Origin of the sequence: Cohnella hashimotonis (genome assembly GCF_030014955.1) — a bacterium.
Taxonomy (GTDB): Bacteria; Bacillota; Bacilli; order Paenibacillales; family Paenibacillaceae; genus Cohnella; species Cohnella hashimotonis.
Genome location: NZ_JAGRPV010000001.1, coordinates 7,603,684 through 7,626,906, shown reverse-complemented (window position 1 = coordinate 7,626,906; position 23,223 = coordinate 7,603,684). Strand labels below are relative to the sequence as shown.

Below are 23,223 nucleotides of genomic sequence, written 5' to 3'. Positions count from 1 at the left end.
GGTGCGAGCATGAACGGGACTAAAATTTTGATTGTCGAAGACGAAGCGGCGATCGCCGATCTGCTGGCATACGGACTGGCAAGGGAGGGCTTCCGCACGCAGACGGCCGGCACCGGCGCGGAGGCGCTGCGAGAGGCGGCGCGGTTCGAACCGGACTTGCTGCTGCTCGACTGGATGCTGCCCGACATGAGTGGGCTCGATCTCTGCCGGCACGTGACGGCGGCGCGCAATATTCCGATCCTGATGCTGACGGCAAGGTCGGATATTACGGACAAGGTGCTGGGTCTCGAGTTCGGGGCGGACGATTATATGACGAAGCCGTTCGACATGCGGGAGGTCGTGGCCCGCATCCGGACGATTCTGCGCCGGGTGGCGCAGTCGAACCGCGCGGCCGAGGAGCCCGAGGCGGCTGCGCCCGTCCGCTTCGGCGACGTGGAGATCGCCGTCGGCGAGCGGCTTGTGCGCAAAGGCGGGGAGACGGTCGAGCTGACGCCCAAGGAGTTCGATCTGCTGATGACGCTGCACGGCCGCCGCGGCAAAATTTTCACGCGCGTGGAGCTGCTGGATCTGGTGTGGGGCTATGATTTTGCGGGCGATACGCGGACGGTCGACACGCATGTGCTTCGGCTCCGCAAGAAGCTGGACGCCGGCGACTGGATCACGACCGTGTTCGGCATCGGCTACAAGTTCGAGAAGCGGGGGGACTAGCCATGTTCCGGACGATCCGCACCAAGTTCGCCGTCGGTTTCTTCGTTATTTTCTGCGTATCGTTCCTGCTGCTGAACCAGATCATCGCGGGCATCATCGCGTCGGGCAACCGAAAGATTATAACGGACGATCTGATCGGCCTCAAAAACAACAGCGGCGTTTACGTCCGGCAGGCGTTTCTCATCAATCATTACGCAAGCGACGAGATCTACTTCGCGCAGATGGCCGAGGAGATGGTCGGCGATCTGCGTCATGCCACCTCGGACGATGTCGGCGCGTATTCGCCGGCAGGCGAGCTGCTGTACGCATCCGACAAGGCGGCGTTCTCCGGCGGGACGGCCGACGATCTGCGTCATGCCGTCAGCGGCGAGACGGCGTACTCGGTATCCTACGAACACGGCACGGCCTCGGTGCTGTACGCTTATCCGGTCGTCGTGGACGGCAAGAAGGTCGGCATCTTGCGTTTCGCCAAGGACTACTCACCACTTTACGAGCAGAGCCGCCGCATTCTCGATTCCCTCTATTACATCGCGCTGGCCGTCTTTGCCGCTGCCTTCCTGTTCGCCTACCTGCTGTCGCGCCACGTCACCGTGCCGATCGTCAAGCTGACGAAGGCTTCGTCTCAGGTGACGGACGGCGTCCTGGACGTCAATCTCACGATCCGGCGGCGGGATGAAGTCGGCAGGCTGGCCGACAACTTCAACACGATGATCGGAAAAATCCGGGGACAGATCGCGACGATCGAGTCGGACCGCGACCGGCTGAAGGCGCTTAATGCGCAGCGCAAGCAGTTTTTCGACAATGTCACGCACGAGCTGAAGACGCCGCTGACGTCGATCATCGGCTATGCCGAGATGATCCGGTCGAACGGGGCGGACGATCCGGCCTTCTTCGCCAAGGGCATGGACCATATCGTTCAAGAGGGCCGCCGCCTGCACGAACTGGTCGTGCATCTGCTGGAGCAGTCCAATCCCCGGCCCGAGCTGCGGGCGGACGAGCTTGAACGGCTCGACGCGGCCCGGCTGCTGCGGGACGTGTGCGAGTCGATGGCCTTCAAGGCGGAGCGGTACGGGAAGACGATCGCGTGCGCGGCCGACGAAGACCTGTTCGTCGAAGGCGATGCGGATCAGCTCAGACAGCTGTTCATCAATCTGGTCGACAATGCGATTAAGTACGGCGACGCGGGAACGGAGATCGACGTCCGGGCGGAGCGGGAGGCGGCGACGGTTCGCTGCCGGATCGACAGCATCGGCGAGCCGATCGGGGACGCGCAACTGGCGCGGATTTTCGAGCCGTTCTACAGGGGCGAAGCCGGCTCGGGGGAGACCGGCAGCGTCGGGCTGGGCCTCAGCATCAGCCATGCGATCGTCGGGCGGCACGGCGGCACGATTCGAATCGACAGCGAAGACAGGCGGACTTCGGTGCGGGTCGCGCTGCCATACGCCGCGGAGAGGGGGGTGTTCGGGCGATGAGGTCTGTGACATGGCGCAAGACGGGAAAAGCGCTGCGCGGCGGGATGCTCGCGCTCGCGCTGGCGGCGGCGTTCGCCCTGCTGGCAGGCTGCGCGAGCCGCCTCCGCTCGGAGACGGTCGTCATCCCCGACGCGGCGTCGGCTGCGTCGACGGACGGCATCGATACGACGTTCGAGGTGCGGTCGATTTTCAAGGTCTCGTTCGGCGAGCGGACCCTCGGCTATCCGCTCGGCTGGGCGGCCGGCGGCCGGCTGATCGGGTATGCCAACGATACCGAGCGCGGCTTCGTATCCCTTGCGACCCCCTATCGCGATCCGGCCGTGCTGAGCGACCCCTACATCATCCCGCTGGGCGTCTCGCCGGACGGGCTTCTGCTGCTCGGCCTCGCCAAAGACGCAGACGCTAAAGGGAGCGCTTATAAGTTGAAGCTGCTCGCGGCCGACGACGGCCGCGACGTAGCGGCGATCCCGTACGCGGCGCTCAAGTGGCGCAAGTATCCGTTCACCTGGTCGGACAATAGCCGATACTTGGCGTACAGCGTTCGGGAGCCCGAAGCGAGCGCCGACCGCATCGAGGTTTACGACGCGAAGACCGGCGGCACGGCAAGCTACGAATGGACTGCCGACACGTCTTCATCGGCTGCGATCGTATCGGTCAAGCTGTCGAACGACAGCGCGAAAGCGCTGATCGTCTACAAGGACGACGAGAAGAGCCAGGACGGACAGCTGCGCGAGGGCCGAAGTTACGTGATGCTCGCGGAGAGAGCCGGCGGCGCCTTCGAGAGCCGTTATTCGCATCCGCTCTCCGGCGCGGGCTCGGCCGATTGGGTCAACGACAGCCAGATCGTCTTCGCGGGCGCCGACGATACGTTGTTCGGCTACGACGCGCGCAATGGCGCGCTGACCGTGCTCGCGGAAGGGACGGGCCTGTTCAGTCTGTCGGCGGACAAGCAGACGATCGCCTTCTCGCGCGGCGACGATACGGTCGTGGCCGGCAGACTGCAGGGCAACAACGTGCTGAACGAAGCCGTCGTCTATCAAGGGATCGTCCCCATGCTGCTGGCCTGGAGTCCGGACGGCGACAGGCTGCTCCTCGAAGGGACGAAGCCGCCTTATGCGCAGGAGCGTGCGGTTCCGGCGCCGGCGGAAGATACCGATGGCCGTTATGCCTCGTTCGTGCTGCAATTCCGCTAGCTTTTCTCCTGTCTCCCCATCCGTGAAGCGGCTGCCTGATCCGGCGCCGTTCACGGATTTTTTCGTTTGGAGACAATTTGTTCACAAGTCGGTGAAGAGATGTCCACATCCGTGTATTACATTGAACGGGCGGCCGGAAATAAAGCTCGATTCGGCCGCAGGCTGAATATCGGAAGGTGGATGGCGATGAAAAGAATCGGGTTGATGACGGCACTCAGCGTGCTGCTTCTTAGTGTCTCCGCGTGCAGCGGAAACGGCGGTAATGTCGGCAGTTCGCCAAGCGCCGCGAACGGACAGGGCGAACCTTCCGCCGGCGCGCAGCAGACGGGAGCGTCGACGGACGGCAAGGGCGCGGGCGCCGGGACGGATGCGCCGGCGGTCGCGCGGGAAGAGATCAAGCTGCCGACCGGACCGGTCAAGCTCGTCGTGGCCTCGTTCGAGCCGAGCGAGCAGTTGAAGCAGGCGGTCAAGAAGTACGAGCAGGCGCATACGAACGTGACGGTCGAGCTGCAGGCCGCCCAGACGGAATTCAAGGATCTCGATTCGCAGATCGCGAATATCGAGAAGTATGTCGCGAAGACGAATACGGCGCTGCTGTCCGGCAAAGGCCCGGACGTCATGGAGCTGGACCTGCTGCCCAAAGAAAAATTGGTGGGCCGGGGACTGCTGGCCAATCTCGGCGACTGGATGGATCGGGATGCGGCCTTTAACAAGGCAGATTACTTCGCCAATGTGCTGGACAATATGCAGATCGCGGGCGGGCTCTACGCGATGCCGCTGTCCTTCTATCCGGTCACCCTCATTGGCGACAAAGCCGCGATCGACAAGGACGGCGGCGTGAAGGATGGCGACTGGACCTGGGACGAATTCGCCGAGTCGGCCCAGCGTCTCATCCAGAAGGGCACCCATCCGCATGCGTTGGCCAACACGCCGGACTATATGCTGTCGGAGCTCGTCGACGAGCGGTACGCGCAATTCGTAGACGAAGCGGGCCGCCGGGCAAGCTTTGATTCGCCGGGATTCGCGGAGCTAATGACGCAGGTCAAGCAGTTGTTCGACGACGGCGTGGTGATCGATTTAATGAAGGCGAATTTCCGGAGCGAATCGCTCGCGGACAACCCCAAGATCAATACCTATTTCCAAAGCACGCAAATCCCCTCGCCCATGGAGTTTTTAATGCTGATGGATCAATATGACGGCAATGCCCGTGTCTACACGAAGCCGCATGCGAAGGAGATGGGACCGGGCGGTTACTTCGCGGCCAATCAGACGATGGGTATCAACGCCGCCTCGCCCGTCAAGGAGCAGGCGTGGGATTTCGTCAAGTTCCTGCTCTCCGAGCAGGGCGCGGCCGATCCCGATATCTCGCTGGGGCATACGGGATTCCCGATCAGCAGAATCGCCTACGACAAGGAGATCGAGAAGCTGCGCGACGAAGGGGAGGTGCCCGGCTACAAGAACGGCCCTGCGGAATCCGATCCCTTCAAGGTGAATGAAGCGCATCTGGATCTGCTCGACGGTATCGTGACGGCGGCGGTGCATCCGGTCGGCCAGTCGACCAAGATCGGCGATATCATCAGCGAAGAGAGCAAAGCTTTTTTTACCGGACAGAAGTCCGCAGAAGCCGTCGCGAAGCTGATTCAGAACAAAGTGACGACTTATCTTAATGAGTAGGCGGCTGCGGGGCCTATGGCGCGGCGGCGACGGGGCGGCGGCACTGCTGTTCCTGGCGCCAGGCGCGGCGGGCTTCGCGCTGTTCTATCTGTTCCCGTTCGCGATGGGACTGTGGTACTCGCTGACAGACAGGACGATCGGCGGCCGCTTCGTCGGACTGGCCAATTACGAGGCGCTGCTCGCGAGCGGCTCGTTCCGCAAGGCGGCGGCCAACACGCTGCTGTTCACGGGCGTCAGCGTGCCGATCCTGATATCGTTGTCGCTCGGGCTTGCGCTTCTGCTCAGCCGGCCGCTGTTTTTGCGCAGATGGCTGCAGACCGCCTTCGTGCTGCCGCTCGTCGTGCCGGTCGCCTCCGTCGTCGCCATCTGGCAGATCTTCCTCGACTGGAACGGCAGTCTCAACGCCTGGCTGCACGGCTTGGGCTACGGGCGCATCGACTGGCTCCAATCCGATTGGGCGATGCCGACGCTCGTGGCGATGTACGTATGGAAAAACGTCGGCTACGACATGATTCTTTTTCTCGCGGGTCTGCTGTCGATCCCGCAGTCGTATTACGAGACGGCGCGGATCGAGGGCGCGGGCCGCCTGCGGCAACTGACGCATATTACGCTCGTTTATCTGACGCCGACGACGGTGTTTGTCATTCTCATTTCCATCATCAACTCGTTCAAGGTGTTCCGCGAGACGTATTTGCTCACAGGCGACTACCCCTACGATCGCATCTACATGCTGCAGCATTATATGAACAACATGTTTTTCTCGCTCGACATTCAGAAGCTGACCTCCGCGGCGGCGCTGATGGTCGGATGCATCGTCATCCTCGCCGGCTCGCTGCTGGCGACGGAGAAGCGGTTCCGATCGTGGATGGAATGATCGGAGGAGAGGAGGGCCGCTGCAGTTGGAGAAAAGAAAGTTGATCGCCAGGCTGGGCCTGAGCGCGCTTCTCGTCGTCATCGCCGCGGTCGCGCTGGTGCCGATCGCGCTGACTTTCACCAATTCGCTGATGACCGAGCGCGAGATCGGCGCCAACTACGGCTTGCTCGGCGAGATGACCGATGTCGCGGCAGGCGGGCGAGACCTGTTCATTAATCTGAAGCTGCTGCCCGACTGGCTGACGTTGTCGCAATACGGGCAGGTGCTGATTTTTAACCCGGCGTTCCTGCGCATGTTCTGGAATTCGGCCGGCATGGTGCTGCCCATCGTCGCGGGTCAGACGGCCGTAGCTTCGCTGTCCGCCTATGCGTTCGCCAGGCTGCGCTTCCGCGGGCGGGACAAGCTGTTCCTCGTCTACCTCATGACGATGCTGATGCCGTTCCAGGTGACGCTGGTGCCCAACTATATCATGATCGACAAGCTCGGGCTGCTGAACAAGGAGGCTTCCATCATATTGCCGGGCATCTTCGGCGCTTTTGGCGTATTCATGCTGCGCCAGTTCATGCTCCATATTCCAGGCACCTACACCGAGGCGGCGAAAATCGACGGGGCGGGTCATGGGACGATTTTCGCCCGGGTCGTCCTGCCGCTCGTGATGCCGGGTGTCGCGTCGCTGACGGTGCTGCTGTTCGTCGATTACTGGAATATGGTGGAGCAGCCGCTCATCTTTTTGCAGGATACGTTCAAGCAGCCGCTGTCGCTCTATCTGGCGCATATCAACCGGACAGCGCGCGGCATCGGCTTCGCCGCATCGGTGCTGTATATGACGCCGATGATCCTGCTTTATCTATATGCGGAGTCCTACTTTGTCCAAGGGATTCAATTGTCGGGGATCAAAGGGTAGCGGACGGGAAATTGACAGCCGGCACATGCCGCCCCGCCTTGCGCGGGAGCTGCGCGAGGTGCCGAAGTTGTTCGTGGAAAAGCCGGGATATGGTGCTGTGCGCGCTTTGCAAATGCGTTATGCGAAGGGAGGGATACGATGGACACCGAAGCGACGGGTGCGGGGCAGAAGCTGCGCCAGCGTCGCATCCGTATGGCTGCTGGCGTATTCGCCGGGCTGCTCGTCGTGCTGACGCTGCTAGGCAATACGCTGCTGGCGCTGACGCTGCCAAAGGTCGCCGTCCAGCCGGTTCAGAGCGGCCGGGTGAAGGCCCAATACGACGGCACGGCGGTCGTCCAACCGGTCGAGACGCTCAGTCTGCCGAATCCCGCCGGATGGAAGGTCAAGCAGGTGCTTGCGAAGGAGGGCGACCGGGTTCACCAGGGGCAGGCGCTCGTTACCTACGACGATCGCGATGCCCGGGAGCAGATCGAGGCACAGCAGGCTTCGCTGAAGAAGCTGCAACTGCAGATCGCGCTGTTGCAGCAGCAGTATATACAGGCGGCGAAGGATGGAGACGCGGCGGACGTAGCCGGCGCGAAGTCCGCCTTGGAGAGCGCGGATATCGACATCGTCGCGCAGCAGCAGCTGATCGCCGGCCTGCAGGCGGACATGGCGGAGAAGGGCAAACTCGTCGCGCCCGTGGACGGGATTGTGAAGGAGGTGCATGCGCTCGCAGGAACGGCCGGCGTGTCGGCGGGACCGGACGTGCTGCTGGCGAGCAGCGGTCACGGGTACCGGTTCGAGCTGCGTCCGCCGGCTTCGCTCGCAGAGACGCTGGCGGTGGGCGACAAGCTGGAGGTGCAGGTGCAGGCGCAAGGCGAGAAGCAAGGTAAGTTGCAAGGAGAGAAGCAAGGCGATATGCAAAGCGAAGTGCAAGGTAAGGCGCAACGCGAGGAACAAGGCCAGATGAAAGGCGATATGCAAGGCGGCGACAATCAAACGGTAGCAGGCGTCGTGACGGAGATTCTGCAGGATCTGCCCGGCTTGGACGGGAGCGGAGCAGGAGAAGAGGAAGACGGGGCCGCTTCTTCTGTGCCCGGCTACCGGATCGTCGTCAAGCTGACGGACGCCTCGATTCGCGGCGGCGAGACGGTCAAGGTCCATCTCGAGAAGGAAGCCTCGGAGACGGATACGATGCTCGTGCCGAGCGCGGCGGTCCACCGGGACGGAGACGGTACCTACGTCTTCGTGATCGAGGAGCGCCAGGGACCGCTGGGCAACGCCTATTACGCCTCGCGCAGATCGGTCTCCGTCAAAGAGACGGGCGACGGTATGTCCGCCGTCTCCGGCAGCTTGTTCGAAGGCGATCGGATGATTGTCGAGAGCGAGGAGCCGTTGAGCGAGGGCGAGCGGGTGCGAATATAAAACAGGCTGCCGGAACGATCCGGCAGCCTGCGGGCATTTGTGCGAGATTAAACTGGCGGCCCCGAGATGAATCGAACATCCGACACCACGTTTAGGAAACGTGTGCTCTATCCGCTGAGCTACGGGGCCACAGTAAAATTCATTATAGCATAATCCCTCCGGAGAGCCAAAACGAAATTCTACCTGGGACCGTATGAGATCAAACGGGATTCGGATTGCCAAAAAAGCCGCTTCGCGATATGGTAGGAGGAAATCATCGCCCGGACGCCGGGCGGGGCAGGGCGGAGGCTGGCTGCGGCATGACAGCTACAATACGCGATATCGCAAAGGCGGCCGGCGTGTCGGTCGCGACCGTATCCAAGGTGCTCAACGACTACTCGACGGTCAGCCGGGCGACGCGGGAGAAGGTGCTGGCGCTGGTCGCAGAGATGCAGTTCCGTCCGAACGAGGCGGCCCGCTCGCTCGTCGGCAGGCGGTCGATGACGATCGGGATCCTGCTCACGTCGGGCCTCTCCAATCCCTTTTTCGTGCATCTGCTCGGCGGCATCGACGAGGCGCTCAAGGAGCGGGGCTACGATCTGATCTATCTGGCGCAGCTGTCCGCGCATCCCGAGTATAACTTCGTGCAGCACTGCCGCAGCCGCAACGTCGAGGGCGTGCTCGCCTTCGGCTTTCAGCTCGGCGAGCTGGACGCGGACAAGCTGGTGGCGTCCGGCATCCCGACCTTGTTCATCGACCTGAATCTGACGGGCAAGCGGGCCGGCTATATTTCCTCGGACAACAAGGAGGCGGTGGAAGGCACCGTGCGTTACCTGCACGGGCTCGGGCATCGCCGGATCGCCAACATTGCAGGCTTGCCGGGCTCGTATGTCGGCGAGCGGCGGCTTGCGGGCTTCCATGAGGCGATGGACGCGGCGGGCTTGACGGTGCATCCGGAAAATATCGTTGTCGGCGACTTCACGCAGGAGACGGGCTACCGCGGAATGCGGCAGCTGCTGGCGCTGCCGCAGCGGCCGACCGCCGTCGTCTGCGGCTCGGACAAGAGCGCGATCGGCGCCCTGCAGGCGGCCCGCGAGGCGGGCGTGGCGGTGCCGGACGAGCTGTCGATCGTCGGGTTCGACGACATCGACGAGGCGCGGGTCGTGCATCCGTCGCTGACGACGGTGCGGCAGGACATGCCGGCGCTCGGCCGCCGAGCGATCGAGCTGCTGGATCGGCTGATCGTCGAGCCCGAGGCGCCGCCGCCCGCGGTCATTCTGCCGACGCAGCTCATCGTGCGCGAGACGACGGGCCCGGCGCCGCGAGAGCATTAGTGCCGCCGCGGATTCTCCGTCCGACTGGCTGGCTCGTCAAGTGCGCTTGCTCCTCTCATCCCATGCGCGAAATAGCCGCTGAAAGGCTGAAAGGCAACTATTTTCCCCGAGACGTGAACGAGCTCTTGGAATAAGTGTTAAAAGGCATCTATCTGGAGGTTCTCGGCCGGAATGGCGAGAAATGAAGCCGATTAACTGCCTTTTAACAGCTATTTGTTGTTTGTCGCGAAAAATCGCCGAAACAGCTGCCTTTTGACAGCTATTCGTTGCCGAGCCCCAAAAACCCGCCCAAGCTCACACCTGGTTGGCCCTCCTGAATAAGGAAGGGCTTATTTTCATTTGCTTGGAGAAGACGCGGCTGAAGTAAAACGCGTTCTGGTAGCCGCAGCGCTCGGCGATGTCGTCCAGCGTCAGGTCCGTCTCGACGAGCAGCTTGGCGGCCTTTGCCAAACGGACGGAGGTAGCGAACCGGATCGGAGACATGCCGTAGGCCGCCTGGAATCGCGTACTGAGCTGCGAGGCGCGCAATCCGCATTGCCCGGCGATGTCCTGCAGGGAAAAGTCGGGCTCGCAGGCGCCGCGCTCCATTAGCGCGGCGGCTTGATGCATGAGCGGCTCGGTCGTCTCGCGCCGCGAGGCGGCGGCGGAAGCCTGCGCCCGCCGCACGAGAAACAGCAGGTCGCGAATCAAATGGTCGAATTCCGTCATGTCGTCGTAGGACTGCTCTGCGCGCAGCCGGGCCAGGTACGCGAAGGTCGAACCGAGCCGCTGCACGTCACGGATGCGCACCTTGCCCGGGGGCAGCTCCAGTCCGCCCAACCCCGACAGCTCGACAAAGTGGAAGGCGGTCGGCTCCAGCATGGACCGCTTCAGCACGAAGCCGGGCGGGCAAATCACGAGCTCGCCGAACGCCGCCTCGCCGCTGCAAGCCGCAGCCGTCGTCTCAACGGCCGATGCCTTGTCAGCGCTCGCCCCGCTAGCGCCAGTCCGTTCAGCATCCGACCGGTCTGCTCTCGCCCCAGCCCCGCTAGCGCCAGCCCGCCCGAACCCAACCCCTTCCGCCGCGGACCCGCCAGTCCCGCCAGTACCAGCACTGCCGCCAGCCGCCGCATGCTCTTCAGCCTGGTCACCGCCGTAAATGGCGAACGAAAACCGGCCGGACTGCGGCGCCAGAACGACCCATCCCTCGTACGCAGCTTCCGGATAACGGAACTGCGTCATGCCGCCCGCACTATAATAATAGGTTTTGACCTCCACCGGCTTGCCCCTTCCCGCAAGAGAAAAAAAGTATATGAAATTGGTGAATCCAATGCATGGAGATACGTCAATCCAAGGCATATCATAACATTGTAGAAAGCGATCAGAAAATAACCAAGAGAAAAAAATGGAGGCTGACGAAAATGAGACAGAAGCTTAACTTTCTGAGCAAGACGCAGCTGGAAGACTATAATCGCCAAGGTTACCTGGTCCTGCGCAACGTATTCTCCGAAGCAGAGGCCAAGGTGATGCAGATCGAATGCGACAAGCTGCTCACCCTCTCCGATTACACCGATCCGAAAAACATCCGCGCCGGGTACAAGAGCTATGCGAACGGAGAGACGAAGATCGAGCGCTTCGATCCGGTTCACGACATTTCCCCGGTCTTCGCCGACCTCGTGCAGGACGAACGGCTGCTGGCGCCGCTGCGGGACATCTACCTGGACGAGCCGAAGCTCTTCAAGGATAAGCTGATCTTCAAGCTGCCGGGCGCGAACGGGTACTCGATGCACCAGGACGCGTCCTGGTGGCAGGGCTTCCCGATCGGGGGACTCATCTCCGTCATGGTCGCGATCGACGGCGCCACCGCGGAGAACGGCGGACTGGAGCTGTTCTCCGGCTACCACGACAGGCTGCGCTCGACGGCGGGCGAGCTGCGCAACATGAACGCGGCGGAGATCGCCGAGATCGATCCCGCCACCGGCCATATCGTCGCGACGAACCCGGGCGACGTCATCATTTTCCACTCGTTCACGCCGCATCAGAGCGGACCGAACCTGTCGGAATACAGCCGCAAGCAGCTCTTCCTGACCTACTCTCCCGCGAAGGACGGCGAGTTGTACAAGGCGCACTACCAGCACTTCCAGCGCTACTCGCTGATCGGCAAGGACGCGGGCGAGTACTATCTGCTGTAAGGCTGGCGGCCTTCTCCGGACGGAGAAGGTCTTTGCGCCGTTTGGGGCGCTAAAGGAACGGCATGACAAGCAGACCGGCCGGACGTTATATTATGTGGAGAGCAGCGGGAAGGGGGAGCGGCCATGTACACCTGCATGATCGTCGAAGACGAGGAGGTCATCCGCGAGGGAATGAGGTTCGGCATCGACTGGGCGTCCTACCGGCTGAACCTGGCGGCGGCGGCTTCGGACGGCAAGGAAGCGCTGGAGCTGGCGGGCCGGATCCGGCCGGACATCGTGATCACGGACGTCGTCATGAAGGAGATGGACGGCATCGAGCTGGCGCGCCGGATGCAGGCCGACATCAAGGACAAAGCGATCAAGGTCATCATGATCAGCGGCCACGAGAACGTCGATTATATCCGGTCGGCGCTCAAGCTGCAGGTGGTGGACTACTTGCTCAAGCCCTTCCATGAGGAAGAGTTCGCGGAGGTCGTCCGCAAGGTCGTAGGCGATCTGGACGAAGAGCGGAGCCGGGAGGAGCGTCTGCGCAGTCTGGAGCGCAGGAACGAGCTGTCCCAGGCGTGGGTCCGGGATCGGCTGGTGGAAAATTTGAGCGCGGGACCGGCGAAGCCAACGGGCCTGGACGCCTATGCGGAGCTGGACGACCTGCTTGCTGGGGGCGAGCTCGCTTCCCTTAACGGCTCAGACCAACGCAAAGCCGTGCGGGCCGTGAAGGCGTACATTCAATCCGCGTTCCGGGAAGAACTGACGCTGGCGCAGGTGGCCGAAGCGGTTCATCTGTCGCCCAACTATCTAGCCAACCTTTTTAAGAAAAATGCGGGCAGTACTGTAAACGATTACATCACGCAGATCCGTCTGGCCGAGGCGAAGCGGCTCCTCAGAGAGGAGCCGGGCCTGCTCGTGCAGCACGTGGCGGAGCGCATCGGGTATAAGGACGGCAAATACTTCACGAAGCTATTCAAGCGCGAAGTCGGCATGAATCCAAGCGAGTTCAGGGATCGGGCGTGAAGCGGATGTGGCGATGGATCGGCCGGTTCGACTCGCGCACGAGTCTCCGCAGCAAGCTGCTCGTGGCGTTCGCGCTGCTCGTGCTCGTGCCGACGGTCGCGATCGGCTTTTTTTCCTACCGCAAATCGTCCTCGATCATTCAGGAGCAGACCAGCCGCGCCTACCTCGAAGCGCTGCGGCAGACGTCGATCAACTTGTCCTACCGGATGACCGAGGTGGAGAACATCTCGTACATCGTATACACCAATGACAAGCTGCAGCAGATGCTGAGGCGCGCCCGCGCGTCCGAGCTGACGACCGGGCAGGTCATGGACGACTACAAGGACATCAAGGAAATCCTGCATAACCTCGAGACGAGCCGCAACATCTTCCGCATCCGGCTGCTCGTGCCCAGCACGGCGCTGTACACGACCGAGAACATCAGCCTTTTCGGACTCAGCGACAGTGAATTCGACGGCTACCGCCGGGAGCTGGGCGAGGCAAAAAACATGATGGCCTGGAAATATCTCGGTCCGACCTCGTATCTGGACGCCGGGACGAAAAGCATTATTTCGCTGCAGCGGCTGATGAAGGACTTCAACAACGTCACGACCTCGCTCGGCGTCATCGCGATCGACGTGGAGGAGCGAACGTTCACCGATGTGCTGCAAAACATGAATCTCGCGCTGCCGTACAAGGCGATGCTGATCAAGGATCAATCCGTCATCGCTTCCTACGCCCACGAGCCGGAGCGGCTGGGCATCGACAAGGCGCCGCTCTCGGACATTTTGCGTCTCGGCGGTGGAACGGACCGGGAAGCGAGGACGATTCAATACGACGGCAAGACGTATTTGTACTTGGTCCAGCAGCTGGACAACGTCGACTGGAAAATCGTCGCGCTTATCCCGACGGTGAACATCGCCGATCAGAGCGACATGCTCGGCGTTTACATCCTGCTCCTGTCGATCGGCTTGATCGCGCTGGCCACGGCGCTCGCCTTTCTGCTGTCGGGCCGAATCACGCGGCGATTGTCCGTTCTGGCGGATAAGATGAAGGGCATCGAGCACGGACATTTCGGGGAAACGGTAAAAATCGAAGGGCGCGACGAGATCTCCTTGCTGCAGCGGCGGTTCAACAAGATGTCCGGCCAGATCGAGAATCTGATCGGCGAAGTGTACCGCGTCACGCAGCACAAGCAGCAGGAGGAGATGAAGGTGCTGGAGGGACGGATCAACTCCCACTTCCTCTACAATACGCTCGACTCGGTCAAGTGGATGGCGCTCAAGTCGAGCGCGCCGGACATTGCCAGGGTCGTAACGGATTTGTCCAAGTTTTTTCGCATCGGCCTCAACCGGGGTAAGGATAAAATCCCTTTTGAAAAGGAGATCGAGCACGTCCGGGCATACGTCGATATCCAGAACGTCCGGTTCGGCGGCGCTCTGCGCACGGAATTCTCATTCGATCCCCGGCTGCAGCACATCGAGATTATTAAGCTGATCCTGCAGCCGGTCGTGGAGAACGCGATCATCCACGGCATCAACAAAGCGGGCGGCCGGGACGGCCTGATCCTGCTGCGCGGCCGGCTGGTCGACGACGAGATCGTCCTCTTGGTCGCGGACAACGGGGCAGGCATGGACCGGGAGACGGCAGCTGGCGTGCTGGACGGCACGGTCGGCGGGTACGGCCTCAGCAACGTGCACCGGCGGCTTCAGCTGTATTACGGCCCCGCGTGCGGGGTGTCCATTCGCAGCAAACCGGGGGCCGGCACGGTCGTGCGCCTAAAGCTGAAGACCGCCCCCGTCGACCCGCTGCGCAACGGCGTAAGATCCGCCACCTATTCGTAGAGCTGTCCCGTTTAAGGGGCGGCTCTCTTTTTTTATACTGAAGCCACAGGGTTGAAAGCGATTCCATCAAGGAGAAGGATGTGTGTAAATGAGCAAGCGAAGCCGACTGCGCGCCGCGCTTCGGGATTACGACCTGTACTTGCTGCTCTTGCCCGGTCTCGCGGCTTTGCTGATTTTCAAGTACGTCCCGATGTTCGGCGCGATCATCGCGTTCAAGGATTACCGGCTCGGAGAAGGGATCTGGGGCAGCCCGTGGGTCGGCTGGCAGAACTTCGAGGCGCTGCTGCACGACGACAAATTTTATCAGGTGCTGCGCAATACGGTGCTGATCAACCTGTACAAGCTCATCTTCCAGTTCCCGCTGCCCATCCTTCTCGCGCTGATGATCAGCGAGGTGCGCAACGTCGCGTTCAAGCGGGCCGCGCAGACGATTACCTACCTGCCGCACTTCCTGTCCTGGGTCATCATCAGCACCATCTTCATCAACCTTTTATCCCCGCAGACGGGCATTCTGAAGGATCTCTTCGACCTGCTGGGGATGCAGGACACGATGATGATCGCCGACGAACGCTTCTTCCGCAGCGTGCTCGTCATGTCGGCGGCCTGGAAGGAGACGGGGTGGTCCTCGATCATCTACCTGTCCGCCATCCTCTCCATCGACACGCAGCAATACGAAGCCGCCCGCATGGATGGCGCCGGCCGCTTCCGGCAGATCTGGCACGTCACGCTGCCGGGCATCCGGTCGGTCATCTTCTTCGTCGTCATCCTGCGGGTCGGCAGCGCGCTCGGCAACGACGTCGAGCAGGTGCTGATGTTCTACAATCCGCTCGTCGCGGGCGTCGGCGAGGTTATCGGCACGTTCGTCTACCGCATGGGCCTGGGCAACCTGCAGTACAGCTACACGACGGCGATCGGGCTCTTCCAGTCGGTCGTAGGCATGGGGCTGATTTTCACGGCGAACTACTTCAGCAAAAAGTACGGGGAGCGAAGCCTCTGGTAGGCAGAAAGGAAGTGGCCGCATGAGGCTCAGAACCAAAGGGGAAGTCGTCTACGAAATTTGCGTCTATGCCGGTCTCGTCTTGGGCATTCTCGTCTGCCTCATTCCCGTGCTCAATATCGTGGCGAAGTCGCTTAGCGGCGAGAGCTACGTCGTGGCGGGCGACGTCGGCATCTGGCCGGTCCATTTTACGACGGATGCGTACAACATCGTGCTGGGCAGCCCGAAGTTCCTCAGCTCGTTCCGCAACTCGGTCCTGATTACGGTCGTCGGCACGCTGATCAACGTCACGCTGACCGTCTTCACCGGCTACGCCTTATCCCGCAGCCGATTGGCGGGGCAGAAGCTCATCATGATGCTGTTCGTCTTCACGATGCTGTTTCAGGCGGGCATCATGCCCACTTATCTAGTGATCAAGAATCTGGGGCTTATCAATTCGCTCTGGTCGCTCATGCTGCCGGGGCTGGTCAGTCCGTTCAATATGATCATCGTGCGTCTGTACTTCTATAATATCCCCGACAGTCTGGAGGAATCGGGAAAAATGGACGGCGCGAGCAATATCCGGATTCTGTTCAGCATCATGATGCCGATGGCAGCGCCTGTCATTGCAACCACCGCGCTCTTCTGCGCGGTCGAATATTGGAACAGCTACTTCGATGCGCTGATGTACATCAGCGACGCGAAGCGGCTTCCGCTGCAAGTGTTCCTGCGCGAAGTCATCATGAGCGTGTCGGATGCGAGCAACAACATCGAGATGATGGCCCAGACGCAGGTGGCGCAGGAATCGATCCGCGGCGCGGTCGTCGTGGCCGCTACGCTGCCGATCGTGCTCGTATATCCGTTTCTCCAGCGCTTTTTTGTCAAAGGGATCGTGCTTGGCGCCGTAAAAGGCTAATATAGCAACTATAAGCAAAGGGGAGACAGGGATATGAAATTCAACCGTGTCATGCGTTCGGCAGTAGGGCTTGCGGCAATACCGTTGGTGGCTTCGGCGCTTGCCGGCTGCGGAGGGAACAACGCCAACTCGGATTCGTCCGCCAGCGAGGCTGCCTCGTCCTCGGCGGCTTCCTCCTCGGGCGCTGCGTCCTCCGCTTCCTCCGGCAGTCCGGCTGCAAGCGGGCAGAAGGTCACGCTCAAGATTCTGGTGCCGAACAATATCGCCGAGTTCCCGAGCGGGAAGGACGTCAACCACAATGAGATCGCGGACGGCATCCGCGAGAGAACGGGCTTCGACGTGCAATGGGAACTCATGCCGAAGGATGCGGAAGCGCTTCACCAGAAGCTGAACGTGCTCATGGCCTCGGGCGATACGCCGGACCTGATCATCATGGGCAACTCCGAGAAGGCGCAGTTTGGCAACTTCGCGCAGCAAGGGCTGCTAACGCCGCTGGACGCGCTGCTCGACGAGGACGGTCCAAATATCAAGTCGCTGCTCACGCCGGAGCAGTGGAAATCGGCCATGTGGGACGGCCAGATCTACGCCATCCGCACGTTCAGCTACAGCAATGCATCCTATGGCTTGACGGCGCGCAAGGACGTCCTGGCGGAGCTGGGACTTGGCTTGCCGAAGACGCAGGATGAATTCTACAACGCGCTGAAGACGATCAAAGAGAAGAAGCCCGACATGGCGCCTTATACGGCCAACCTGTCGGAAGGACTGACCGGACTCGAGGCGATCGCGAGCATGTTCTATCCGCCCGTCGACTACGTGCAGAAGGACGGCAAAGTCGTCTACACGGCAGCGCAGCCGGAAGCGAAGGACTTCCTGGCCTTTGCCTCCAAGCTGTTTGCGGAAGGCCTGATCGACAAGGAGTCCGTCGTCAACAAGACGGATAACGTGAAGGAGAAGCTGTCGAACGGGAAGGCGGCGCTGGCCACGCTCGGTTGGTGGGAGGGTCCGGCGATCGTCACCGCTTCAAAGGAGAAGAACGCGAACAGCGATCTGGCGTACATCGATCCGCCGACGGGCAGCAACGGCTCGTTCGGGATGGGCGCTTCGTCCACGATCTCCAAGTACTTCATCATTCCCAAGGCGAGCAAGCATGCGAAGGAAGTCGTTCAGTTCCTGAACAAGGCTTCGGATCCGGCCGTCATCGACTTTATCTCGTTCGGGATCGAAGGCAAGCACTTTAAAAAGGAAAACGGAAAGAACGTAGCGCTCCCGGAGATGAGCAACATCGCCTACAAGGTGTATTACAACATGTTCGACACCGTCGACCTGGGCTTGCAGCGGATGGAGAACGCCGGCCTTAGCCCATACTTCACCCCTGTCTCCAAAGTGGCCAAGTACGTGAACGTCGTCGATCTCGTCGCGCCGATCCCGCTGGTCGATCAGAAGAGCACGGAGCTGAAGGACCTGCGCGACCAATACTTCTTGAAGATCATCACCGGCGCGCTGCCGCTGACCGCCTATGACCAATTCCTCGAGAAGTGGAAGCAAGCGGGTGGGGAAGACGTCGAGAAGGCTTTGAACGACGCTTATAACAACGTGAAGTGAAGGCTGCGTAGTAAAGACTGCGTAGTAAAGGTTGCGTAGTAGGGTTGCCACGTAAAGACTGCGATCCCGGTTGCCCTCCAAGCGAGGGGGCCGGGATTTTTTATTGCGGCTTCAAGCTAGCGACTGGGGCGGAAGGATAGCTGGGGGAGGGGGCCTGGAGCGGCGAGTTAGCCGGAAAAACCGCGCAAGGTCGATAAGTTTCGCCACCTAATCGTAGCTTTATCCCGTTTTCGCAGGTTCCGCCGTTGCTTATAGTGGGAATGTCCAAATGGAAGCGATTACATTCACCCTCCATGCGGGCCACACATCCGACCGAAACGGAGGAAAATGAAGATGGAGAAAAAAGCTTTACGGTCAGCGGCTGGCAAGGGGAAAATCGCACGGTTGGCAGTTTGTCTGCTCCTGCTGCTGACGATTGTCTCGCCGGCAACGGCGGTGCAGAAGGGGGCATCGGCAGCTGCTTCTACGCTTGCGACGAGCGTCCCGAACCAAGCCGACTACTTTATCCCCAACGAGACTTGGTACCGCGACTTTGCGCCGGGCATCCTCAATCCCAATGAAGGCACGATCGAGATGACGGTGCGTCTCGACAAGCCGTACGAGGAATTCGGCGACTGGTACGACTTCCTGTTCCGCGTCATTCCAGAGCAGGGCGGACCCGGCAATACGCTGATAAACGCGCACATTCCTCCGCCAACCAGCAAGCCGACGGGTACGAACTACGCACAGCCGCTGACTTTTTTCGTCAAGAACGGTTCCGGCACGACGGGGGCGTTCGCGTACGCGCAGCCTGCCAGCTTGAACTATACGGTCGGCCAGTCCTTTAACCTCGCGTTCGTATGGAAGCTGGGGCCCAACGGCTACGCAGCGATCTATAAGGATGGCCAACAGCTTGCCAAGCAATCGTACAACATCGATCCGGTGCAGGAGAAATTCATGCCCTACGAATTCACCGTAGAGCGGGGCGCGCTCTACAATGTCAGCAACCTGAAAGTCTCGACGCGGGCGCTCGCGGCCAGCGAGCTCGAGACGGGCACCGCCTCGTTTAGCCAAGGCACGGATACGTCTCTGCTTGGCGATATTACGCTGGGCCAACCCGCGCAGACGGAGAAATTCGAGACGCCTTGGCAGGCTTCGTCGGGTTACAGCGTCGCCAAGCCGGCCTTCCGCAACGACAAGCAAGTGTTCGCCAAACAGGCAGAGGCGGTCTATCCCGTCATGACGGTCAACTACGGCACCGCGGCCCGAACGTACGATGTCGCCGTCCGGGCGACCGATCCGGAAGGCGCCGTGGCGTTTACCCATACGCAATCCGTGACCGTGCCGGCGGACGGACTGTATAGAATCGAGGAGCTTCCGCTGCCCGAGCTGGCCGGCAAGGTCGGATTCTGGAACCTGGAGACGACCGTCAGCTCGGGTGCCGGCGACGCTATCGTCTACAAAAGCGCAATATCCAAACTGCCTGCCAACGAGACTTCGGTTGCCGACGGCGTGTATGCGGACTACTACGGCACGCATTCCGACTACAAGGACAGCATGTCGCCTTGGGCCCTGATCAACACGAACGCGACCAGGGCTTGGGAGGACTCGCGCGTCTTCCTCTGGTACGCGGTCGAGCCTACGCAAGGGCAGTACACTTGGGAGCACGCGGATCAGTACGTGGACGCCGCGAACGAAGCGGGCATGGACGTGCTGGCCGTGCTCGGCAATCCGCCGAACTGGGCGTCGACGCGGTCGCCGGTCAGCGCGATTCCGGCAGCGGGATATCCGTCCTACTACCAATACATCGCCGACCGCTACGTTTCCCAAGACGTTCTGTCCCAGAACGGCGTCCCCGGCGCGGGGGACGATTGGGCGGATTACGTCTATCAGACGATGAAGCGCTACGCGGGCAAGGTCAAATACTTCGAGATCGGCAACGAAGCCAACTTCCATCCGCCCTATCTGGCGGCCAGCTTCTCGGGCACGAAGGCCGAGTATTTCCGGATGCTCCAGCTCGCCCACGAGCAGGCGGAGCGGGTGAAGTCCGAGTACGAAGCCGATACGGGCGAAGCGCTGGAGCTGTATGTCTCGACAAGCGGCTTTTCGCCTGTCGCGGGCACGTCCGCCGACCGCCAGATGACGATCGATGCGCTCCAGGAGCCTTATGCCGGCTATTACGACATCTTCAACATTCACGGCTATTCAGGTACGGGGGACATCAAGAACGACGTGCTGGCGGCTTACCGGGATGCGAAGGCGAATCATCCCGACCTGCAGCTGTGGCAGGGGGAGTACTACCCTTTGACGGCTCTGACCACGGCGAAGAAGCTGTATGACACGGTCAACAAGTACTTGGACTTCCTGAGCAATGGATTCGACAAGTACTTCACGATGGGTCATCCTGGCGATAATATGTTCGTCAACCGCTTCACCTTGTCTCCGTCGGAAGTCTTTCAGACGACCGCGGTGCTGCAAAACGAAATACGCAAGGTCGCCGCTTACGTCGGCTCTTATTCTAACTTTCCAAAAGAAGCGCTGCTTCCCGTCAAGCATTACATGCTCCGGACGGACGGAAAGTACCTGAGCGTGCTGTCGGCGGACAGCCAGCCGATGAACGTCATGATCGGCAACGCGAATAAGATCCTCCGGGTGGTCGACAATTACGGGAACGCCGTGCCGGTGCAGGCGGACGGCTCGGTGTTCAAGAAGGATACGCTGTTCATCGTCAGCAGCGAGCCGCTGCAGATTGCCGGTCTCGATGCCGCCGTGGGGCCGTGGATCCACAACGGCGGCTTCGAGCAGCTGTCGGGCGATCCGATGGGCGGCCCGGCGGCCGTCACGGCCGACAACTGGCATATGGTCGCGGGCGTTTACGGGACAAACGCCTACGTGAACAAAAACGGTCCTCACGAAGGCGCGAACGCCATGGCGTTCAATTCCGCAGGCGTTGCGTCGGGGCGCGTGTTCATGAGCCAATCGTTCGCCGTCTCGGAGCCGGGTACCTATGCGCTGTCCGCGCACATCCGCAAGTCGGCGGGTGGAGCGGACGTCCAGCCCGAGCTGAACGTCTGGGACGGGACGAACGACCATCAGTTGGCGCCGGTCGCGCTGACGGGCGAGTATGCGTACTATGCCAAGCCGTTCGTCGTCGAAAATCCGATGAATCTGACGGTCAATATCGGCATCTTGTCCGGCAGCGGCCGCCTCGACTTCGACGATGTGTCGTTCGAGCGCGTGCCGGATGACGCGGAGATCCTGATGGACAATTCGGATGCGTCGGGCGTGACGTTTGCCAGTACCGTGCCCGGCAGCGCATGGGACAATACGAAGACGAATGCCGGCGCGAACAAGGGCACCTTTGCGGTGAATACGAGCCATGACGGCAATGCGAGCGTCACGTATACGCCGAATATTCCGCTTGCAGGTATGTACGACGTTTACGAATGGCATCACGTGACGACCGGTTCGACGGCGGCTCCGTTCACGATCCACCACGCGAACGGAACTGCGCAGACGACCGTAAATCAAACGGGAACCACCGGCGGCAAATGGAATCTCATCGGCAGTTATCCTTTCGAAGCGGGCGCGACGGGCAGTATCGTCATTACGAATAACTTCGCCGCCACTACCGGCAACTTTATTCTGGCGGACGGCATCAAGCTGGTCAGGACGGGCGACTTGCTTCCACAATTCGCCAACGGCGACTTCGAGTCGCTATCGGGCGATCCCGCGGGGAACCCCGCCTCCGCTCTCTTGAGCCGCTGGCAAATGGGCGAGGGCGCCTATGGCACGAACGCGTATGTCAACGCGACGAGCCCGTTCCAGGGCGCGTATGCGCTGACGTTCGACTCGGCGGGGGCACCGGGCGGGTGTACCGATATGACGCAGTCGTTTACCGCGCTCGAACCGGGCACTTACGCGCTGTCGGCCTACATCAAGCAGCTGGACGGCGGCACGGGCGTTCGTCCCGCGCTCGACGTGACGGACGGGAATCGCTTGCACCTGCTTCCTTCGGTTACGCTGACCGGCCAATACGCCTATTACGCGCAGACCGTCGTCGTGCCGGCTAAGACGGACATCTCCGTCCGGATCGGGATTCGCGCCGGCAGCGGCAAGGTGTCGTTCGACAACGTCTCCTTTGCGCGCATACCGGATAACGTAACGATCGAGATGGACAACAAGGATGCCTCCGGCGTCGTCTTCTCGGATGCCTCTTGGCGGAACACCGGCGTGAACGCGGGGGCGTTCAAAGGGGACTTCGCGCTGAACACGACAAGAGGCGGAGGCGCAAGGGCTACGTATACGCCGCCTATTCCGGAAGCGGGCATGTACGACGTGTACGAGTGGCATCACACGACCGCGGGTCCGACGGACGCGCCGTTCACGATCCGCGACGCGGAGGGGACGACAGCTATTCTCGTGGATCAGTCGAAGAACGGGGGGAAGTGGAACAAAATCGGCACCTTCGCGTTCCTGCAGGGCTCCACGGGCAGCGTGTCTATCGCGAACGGTCACCTCACCAGCAACTTCGTGTTGGCCGACGGCATCAAGTTCGTCCGCACGGGGCCTTATACGCCGGCCGTGCTGGCGAGCGCCAAGCCGGGGAAGCCGGCGTTGTCCGACACCGGCGGCTATAGCGGCCTGCGCGACGGCAGCTACGCCGTCACCATGAACATGTGGTGGGGCGCGAACGGCACGCAATACAAGCTGTACGAGAATGGCGTCCCGATCGATATCACGGCGCTCAAGGACGCTTCTCCAGCCGCTCAGCAGGCGACGATCGAGCTGACGGGAAGGCAGAACGGCACCTACGTCTATACCTGCGAGCTGGTCAATGCACTCGGCTCTACCGCCTGCGATCCGCATACGGTCATCGTCAGCGACGCCAATCCGGGCAAGCCGGCGCTGGCGAACGACAACTGGGACGGCGACGGGACGTACAAGGTCACGATGAATATGTGGTGGGGGACCAACGGCGCCAAGTACAGGCTCTACGAGAACGGGCAGCTGATCGACGAGCAGACGCTGAGCGGTCATACGCCTGACGCGCAGACGGCTGTGACCGCCGTGTCCGGGAGGACACCGGGCGTCTATCATTACCGGGCTGAGCTGATCAATGCGGCGGGCAAGACGGAGAGCGAGGTTATGGACGTAACTGCGGTCGGTTAAGCTGGCAGGCGGCTTCCGGATTCGCTTT

The 23,223-nt window shown here is 61.3% G+C and carries 16 protein-coding genes and 1 tRNA gene; 15 read left to right on the top strand and 2 right to left on the bottom strand.

Annotated elements, in window-relative coordinates; all coding sequences use genetic code 11:
- The first annotated feature begins 9 nt into the window (after positions 1 to 9).
- From KB449_RS30430 to KB449_RS30400, 7 genes are all read left to right on the top strand, one after another.
- Entirely contained in the window at positions 10 to 708 is a 699-nt protein-coding gene (locus tag KB449_RS30430; RefSeq protein ID WP_282911947.1) for a response regulator transcription factor, read from the top strand.
- A 2-nt stretch (positions 709 to 710) separates the two neighbouring features.
- Positions 711 to 2,180 (top strand): sensor histidine kinase, encoded by a 1,470-nt coding sequence (locus tag KB449_RS30425; RefSeq protein ID WP_282911946.1) that lies wholly within the window; start codon positions 711 to 713, stop codon positions 2,178 to 2,180.
- Positions 2,177 to 3,373 carry a WD40 repeat domain-containing protein gene (locus KB449_RS30420; RefSeq protein ID WP_282911945.1) on the top strand — a complete coding sequence of 399 codons (1,197 nt, stop codon included), beginning with the start codon at positions 2,177 to 2,179 and terminating at the stop codon, positions 3,371 to 3,373. The genes KB449_RS30425 and KB449_RS30420 overlap by 4 nt, the downstream gene beginning before the upstream one ends.
- A gap of 186 nt (positions 3,374 to 3,559) precedes the next feature.
- On the top strand, positions 3,560 to 5,047 hold the full coding sequence (locus tag KB449_RS30415; RefSeq protein ID WP_282911944.1) for an ABC transporter substrate-binding protein: 1,488 nt from the start codon (positions 3,560 to 3,562) through the stop codon (positions 5,045 to 5,047).
- The gene (locus tag KB449_RS30410) at positions 5,040 to 5,921 is read left to right on the top strand and encodes a carbohydrate ABC transporter permease (RefSeq protein WP_282911943.1); all 882 of its coding nucleotides are present in this window, start codon (positions 5,040 to 5,042) and stop codon (positions 5,919 to 5,921) included. Before KB449_RS30415 ends, KB449_RS30410 begins: the two co-directional genes overlap by 8 nt.
- Before the next feature lie 40 nt (positions 5,922 to 5,961).
- Positions 5,962 to 6,825, top strand: a complete 864-nt coding sequence (locus tag KB449_RS30405; protein ID WP_434082568.1) for a carbohydrate ABC transporter permease — start codon at positions 5,962 to 5,964, stop codon at positions 6,823 to 6,825.
- A 138-nt stretch (positions 6,826 to 6,963) separates the two neighbouring features.
- Entirely contained in the window at positions 6,964 to 8,232 is a 1,269-nt protein-coding gene (locus tag KB449_RS30400) for an efflux RND transporter periplasmic adaptor subunit (RefSeq protein ID WP_282911941.1), read from the top strand.
- Positions 8,233 to 8,285: 53 nt separating this feature from the next.
- Here the strand turns inward: KB449_RS30400 and KB449_RS30395 are convergent.
- A tRNA-Arg gene (locus KB449_RS30395) sits at positions 8,286 to 8,361 on the bottom strand.
- Positions 8,362 to 8,531: 170 nt separating this feature from the next.
- Between KB449_RS30395 and KB449_RS30390 the strand changes: the two genes are divergently transcribed.
- On the top strand, positions 8,532 to 9,545 hold the full coding sequence (locus tag KB449_RS30390; protein ID WP_282911940.1) for a LacI family DNA-binding transcriptional regulator: 1,014 nt from the start codon (positions 8,532 to 8,534) through the stop codon (positions 9,543 to 9,545).
- A 294-nt stretch (positions 9,546 to 9,839) separates the two neighbouring features.
- Here KB449_RS30390 and KB449_RS36650 read toward each other — a convergent pair whose 3' ends face one another.
- The gene (locus KB449_RS36650) at positions 9,840 to 10,802 is read right to left on the bottom strand and encodes a helix-turn-helix transcriptional regulator (RefSeq protein ID WP_282911939.1); all 963 of its coding nucleotides are present in this window, start codon (positions 10,800 to 10,802) and stop codon (positions 9,840 to 9,842) included.
- A gap of 143 nt (positions 10,803 to 10,945) precedes the next feature.
- Here KB449_RS36650 and KB449_RS30380 point away from each other — a divergent pair, with 143 nt between their 5' ends.
- The 7 genes from KB449_RS30380 (at position 10,946) to KB449_RS30350 (ending at position 23,195) form a co-directional block, all read left to right on the top strand.
- On the top strand, positions 10,946 to 11,716 hold the full coding sequence (locus KB449_RS30380) for a phytanoyl-CoA dioxygenase family protein (RefSeq protein ID WP_282911938.1): 771 nt from the start codon (positions 10,946 to 10,948) through the stop codon (positions 11,714 to 11,716).
- 123 nt (positions 11,717 to 11,839) lie between these two features.
- Positions 11,840 to 12,727 carry a response regulator transcription factor gene (locus KB449_RS30375; RefSeq protein WP_282911937.1) on the top strand — a complete coding sequence of 296 codons (888 nt, stop codon included), beginning with the start codon at positions 11,840 to 11,842 and terminating at the stop codon, positions 12,725 to 12,727.
- Positions 12,728 to 12,732: 5 nt separating this feature from the next.
- The gene (locus KB449_RS30370) at positions 12,733 to 14,550 is read left to right on the top strand and encodes a cache domain-containing sensor histidine kinase (RefSeq protein WP_282911936.1); all 1,818 of its coding nucleotides are present in this window, start codon (positions 12,733 to 12,735) and stop codon (positions 14,548 to 14,550) included.
- A gap of 88 nt (positions 14,551 to 14,638) precedes the next feature.
- Positions 14,639 to 15,550 (top strand): ABC transporter permease, encoded by a 912-nt coding sequence (locus KB449_RS30365; protein ID WP_282911935.1) that lies wholly within the window; start codon positions 14,639 to 14,641, stop codon positions 15,548 to 15,550.
- A 19-nt stretch (positions 15,551 to 15,569) separates the two neighbouring features.
- Positions 15,570 to 16,442, top strand: a complete 873-nt coding sequence (locus KB449_RS30360) for a carbohydrate ABC transporter permease (protein WP_282911934.1) — start codon at positions 15,570 to 15,572, stop codon at positions 16,440 to 16,442.
- Positions 16,443 to 16,475: 33 nt separating this feature from the next.
- Positions 16,476 to 18,044 carry an extracellular solute-binding protein gene (locus KB449_RS30355; RefSeq protein WP_282911933.1) on the top strand — a complete coding sequence of 523 codons (1,569 nt, stop codon included), beginning with the start codon at positions 16,476 to 16,478 and terminating at the stop codon, positions 18,042 to 18,044.
- Between the two features lie 333 nt (positions 18,045 to 18,377).
- Positions 18,378 to 23,195: a golvesin C-terminal-like domain-containing protein gene (locus tag KB449_RS30350; RefSeq protein ID WP_282911932.1), complete on the top strand. Its 4,818-nt coding sequence runs from the start codon at positions 18,378 to 18,380 to the stop codon at positions 23,193 to 23,195.
- The last annotated feature ends 28 nt before the right edge of the window (positions 23,196 to 23,223 follow it).

Coding starts and splice junctions, on each gene's coding strand:
- KB449_RS30400 (WP_282911941.1), top strand. CDS start 6,964: ATGGACACCGAAGCGACGGGTGCGGGGCAGAAGCTGCGCCAGCGTCGC.
- KB449_RS30430 (WP_282911947.1), top strand. CDS start 10: ATGAACGGGACTAAAATTTTGATTGTCGAAGACGAAGCGGCGATCGCC.
- KB449_RS30415 (WP_282911944.1), top strand. CDS start 3,560: ATGAAAAGAATCGGGTTGATGACGGCACTCAGCGTGCTGCTTCTTAGT.
- KB449_RS30370 (WP_282911936.1), top strand. CDS start 12,733: ATGTGGCGATGGATCGGCCGGTTCGACTCGCGCACGAGTCTCCGCAGC.
- KB449_RS30380 (WP_282911938.1), top strand. CDS start 10,946: ATGAGACAGAAGCTTAACTTTCTGAGCAAGACGCAGCTGGAAGACTAT.
- KB449_RS30425 (WP_282911946.1), top strand. CDS start 711: ATGTTCCGGACGATCCGCACCAAGTTCGCCGTCGGTTTCTTCGTTATT.
- KB449_RS30355 (WP_282911933.1), top strand. CDS start 16,476: ATGAAATTCAACCGTGTCATGCGTTCGGCAGTAGGGCTTGCGGCAATA.
- KB449_RS30375 (WP_282911937.1), top strand. CDS start 11,840: ATGTACACCTGCATGATCGTCGAAGACGAGGAGGTCATCCGCGAGGGA.
- KB449_RS30410 (WP_282911943.1), top strand. CDS start 5,040: ATGAGTAGGCGGCTGCGGGGCCTATGGCGCGGCGGCGACGGGGCGGCG.
- KB449_RS30365 (WP_282911935.1), top strand. CDS start 14,639: ATGAGCAAGCGAAGCCGACTGCGCGCCGCGCTTCGGGATTACGACCTG.
- KB449_RS30390 (WP_282911940.1), top strand. CDS start 8,532: ATGACAGCTACAATACGCGATATCGCAAAGGCGGCCGGCGTGTCGGTC.
- KB449_RS30350 (WP_282911932.1), top strand. CDS start 18,378: ATGGAGAAAAAAGCTTTACGGTCAGCGGCTGGCAAGGGGAAAATCGCA.
- KB449_RS30360 (WP_282911934.1), top strand. CDS start 15,570: ATGAGGCTCAGAACCAAAGGGGAAGTCGTCTACGAAATTTGCGTCTAT.
- KB449_RS30420 (WP_282911945.1), top strand. CDS start 2,177: ATGAGGTCTGTGACATGGCGCAAGACGGGAAAAGCGCTGCGCGGCGGG.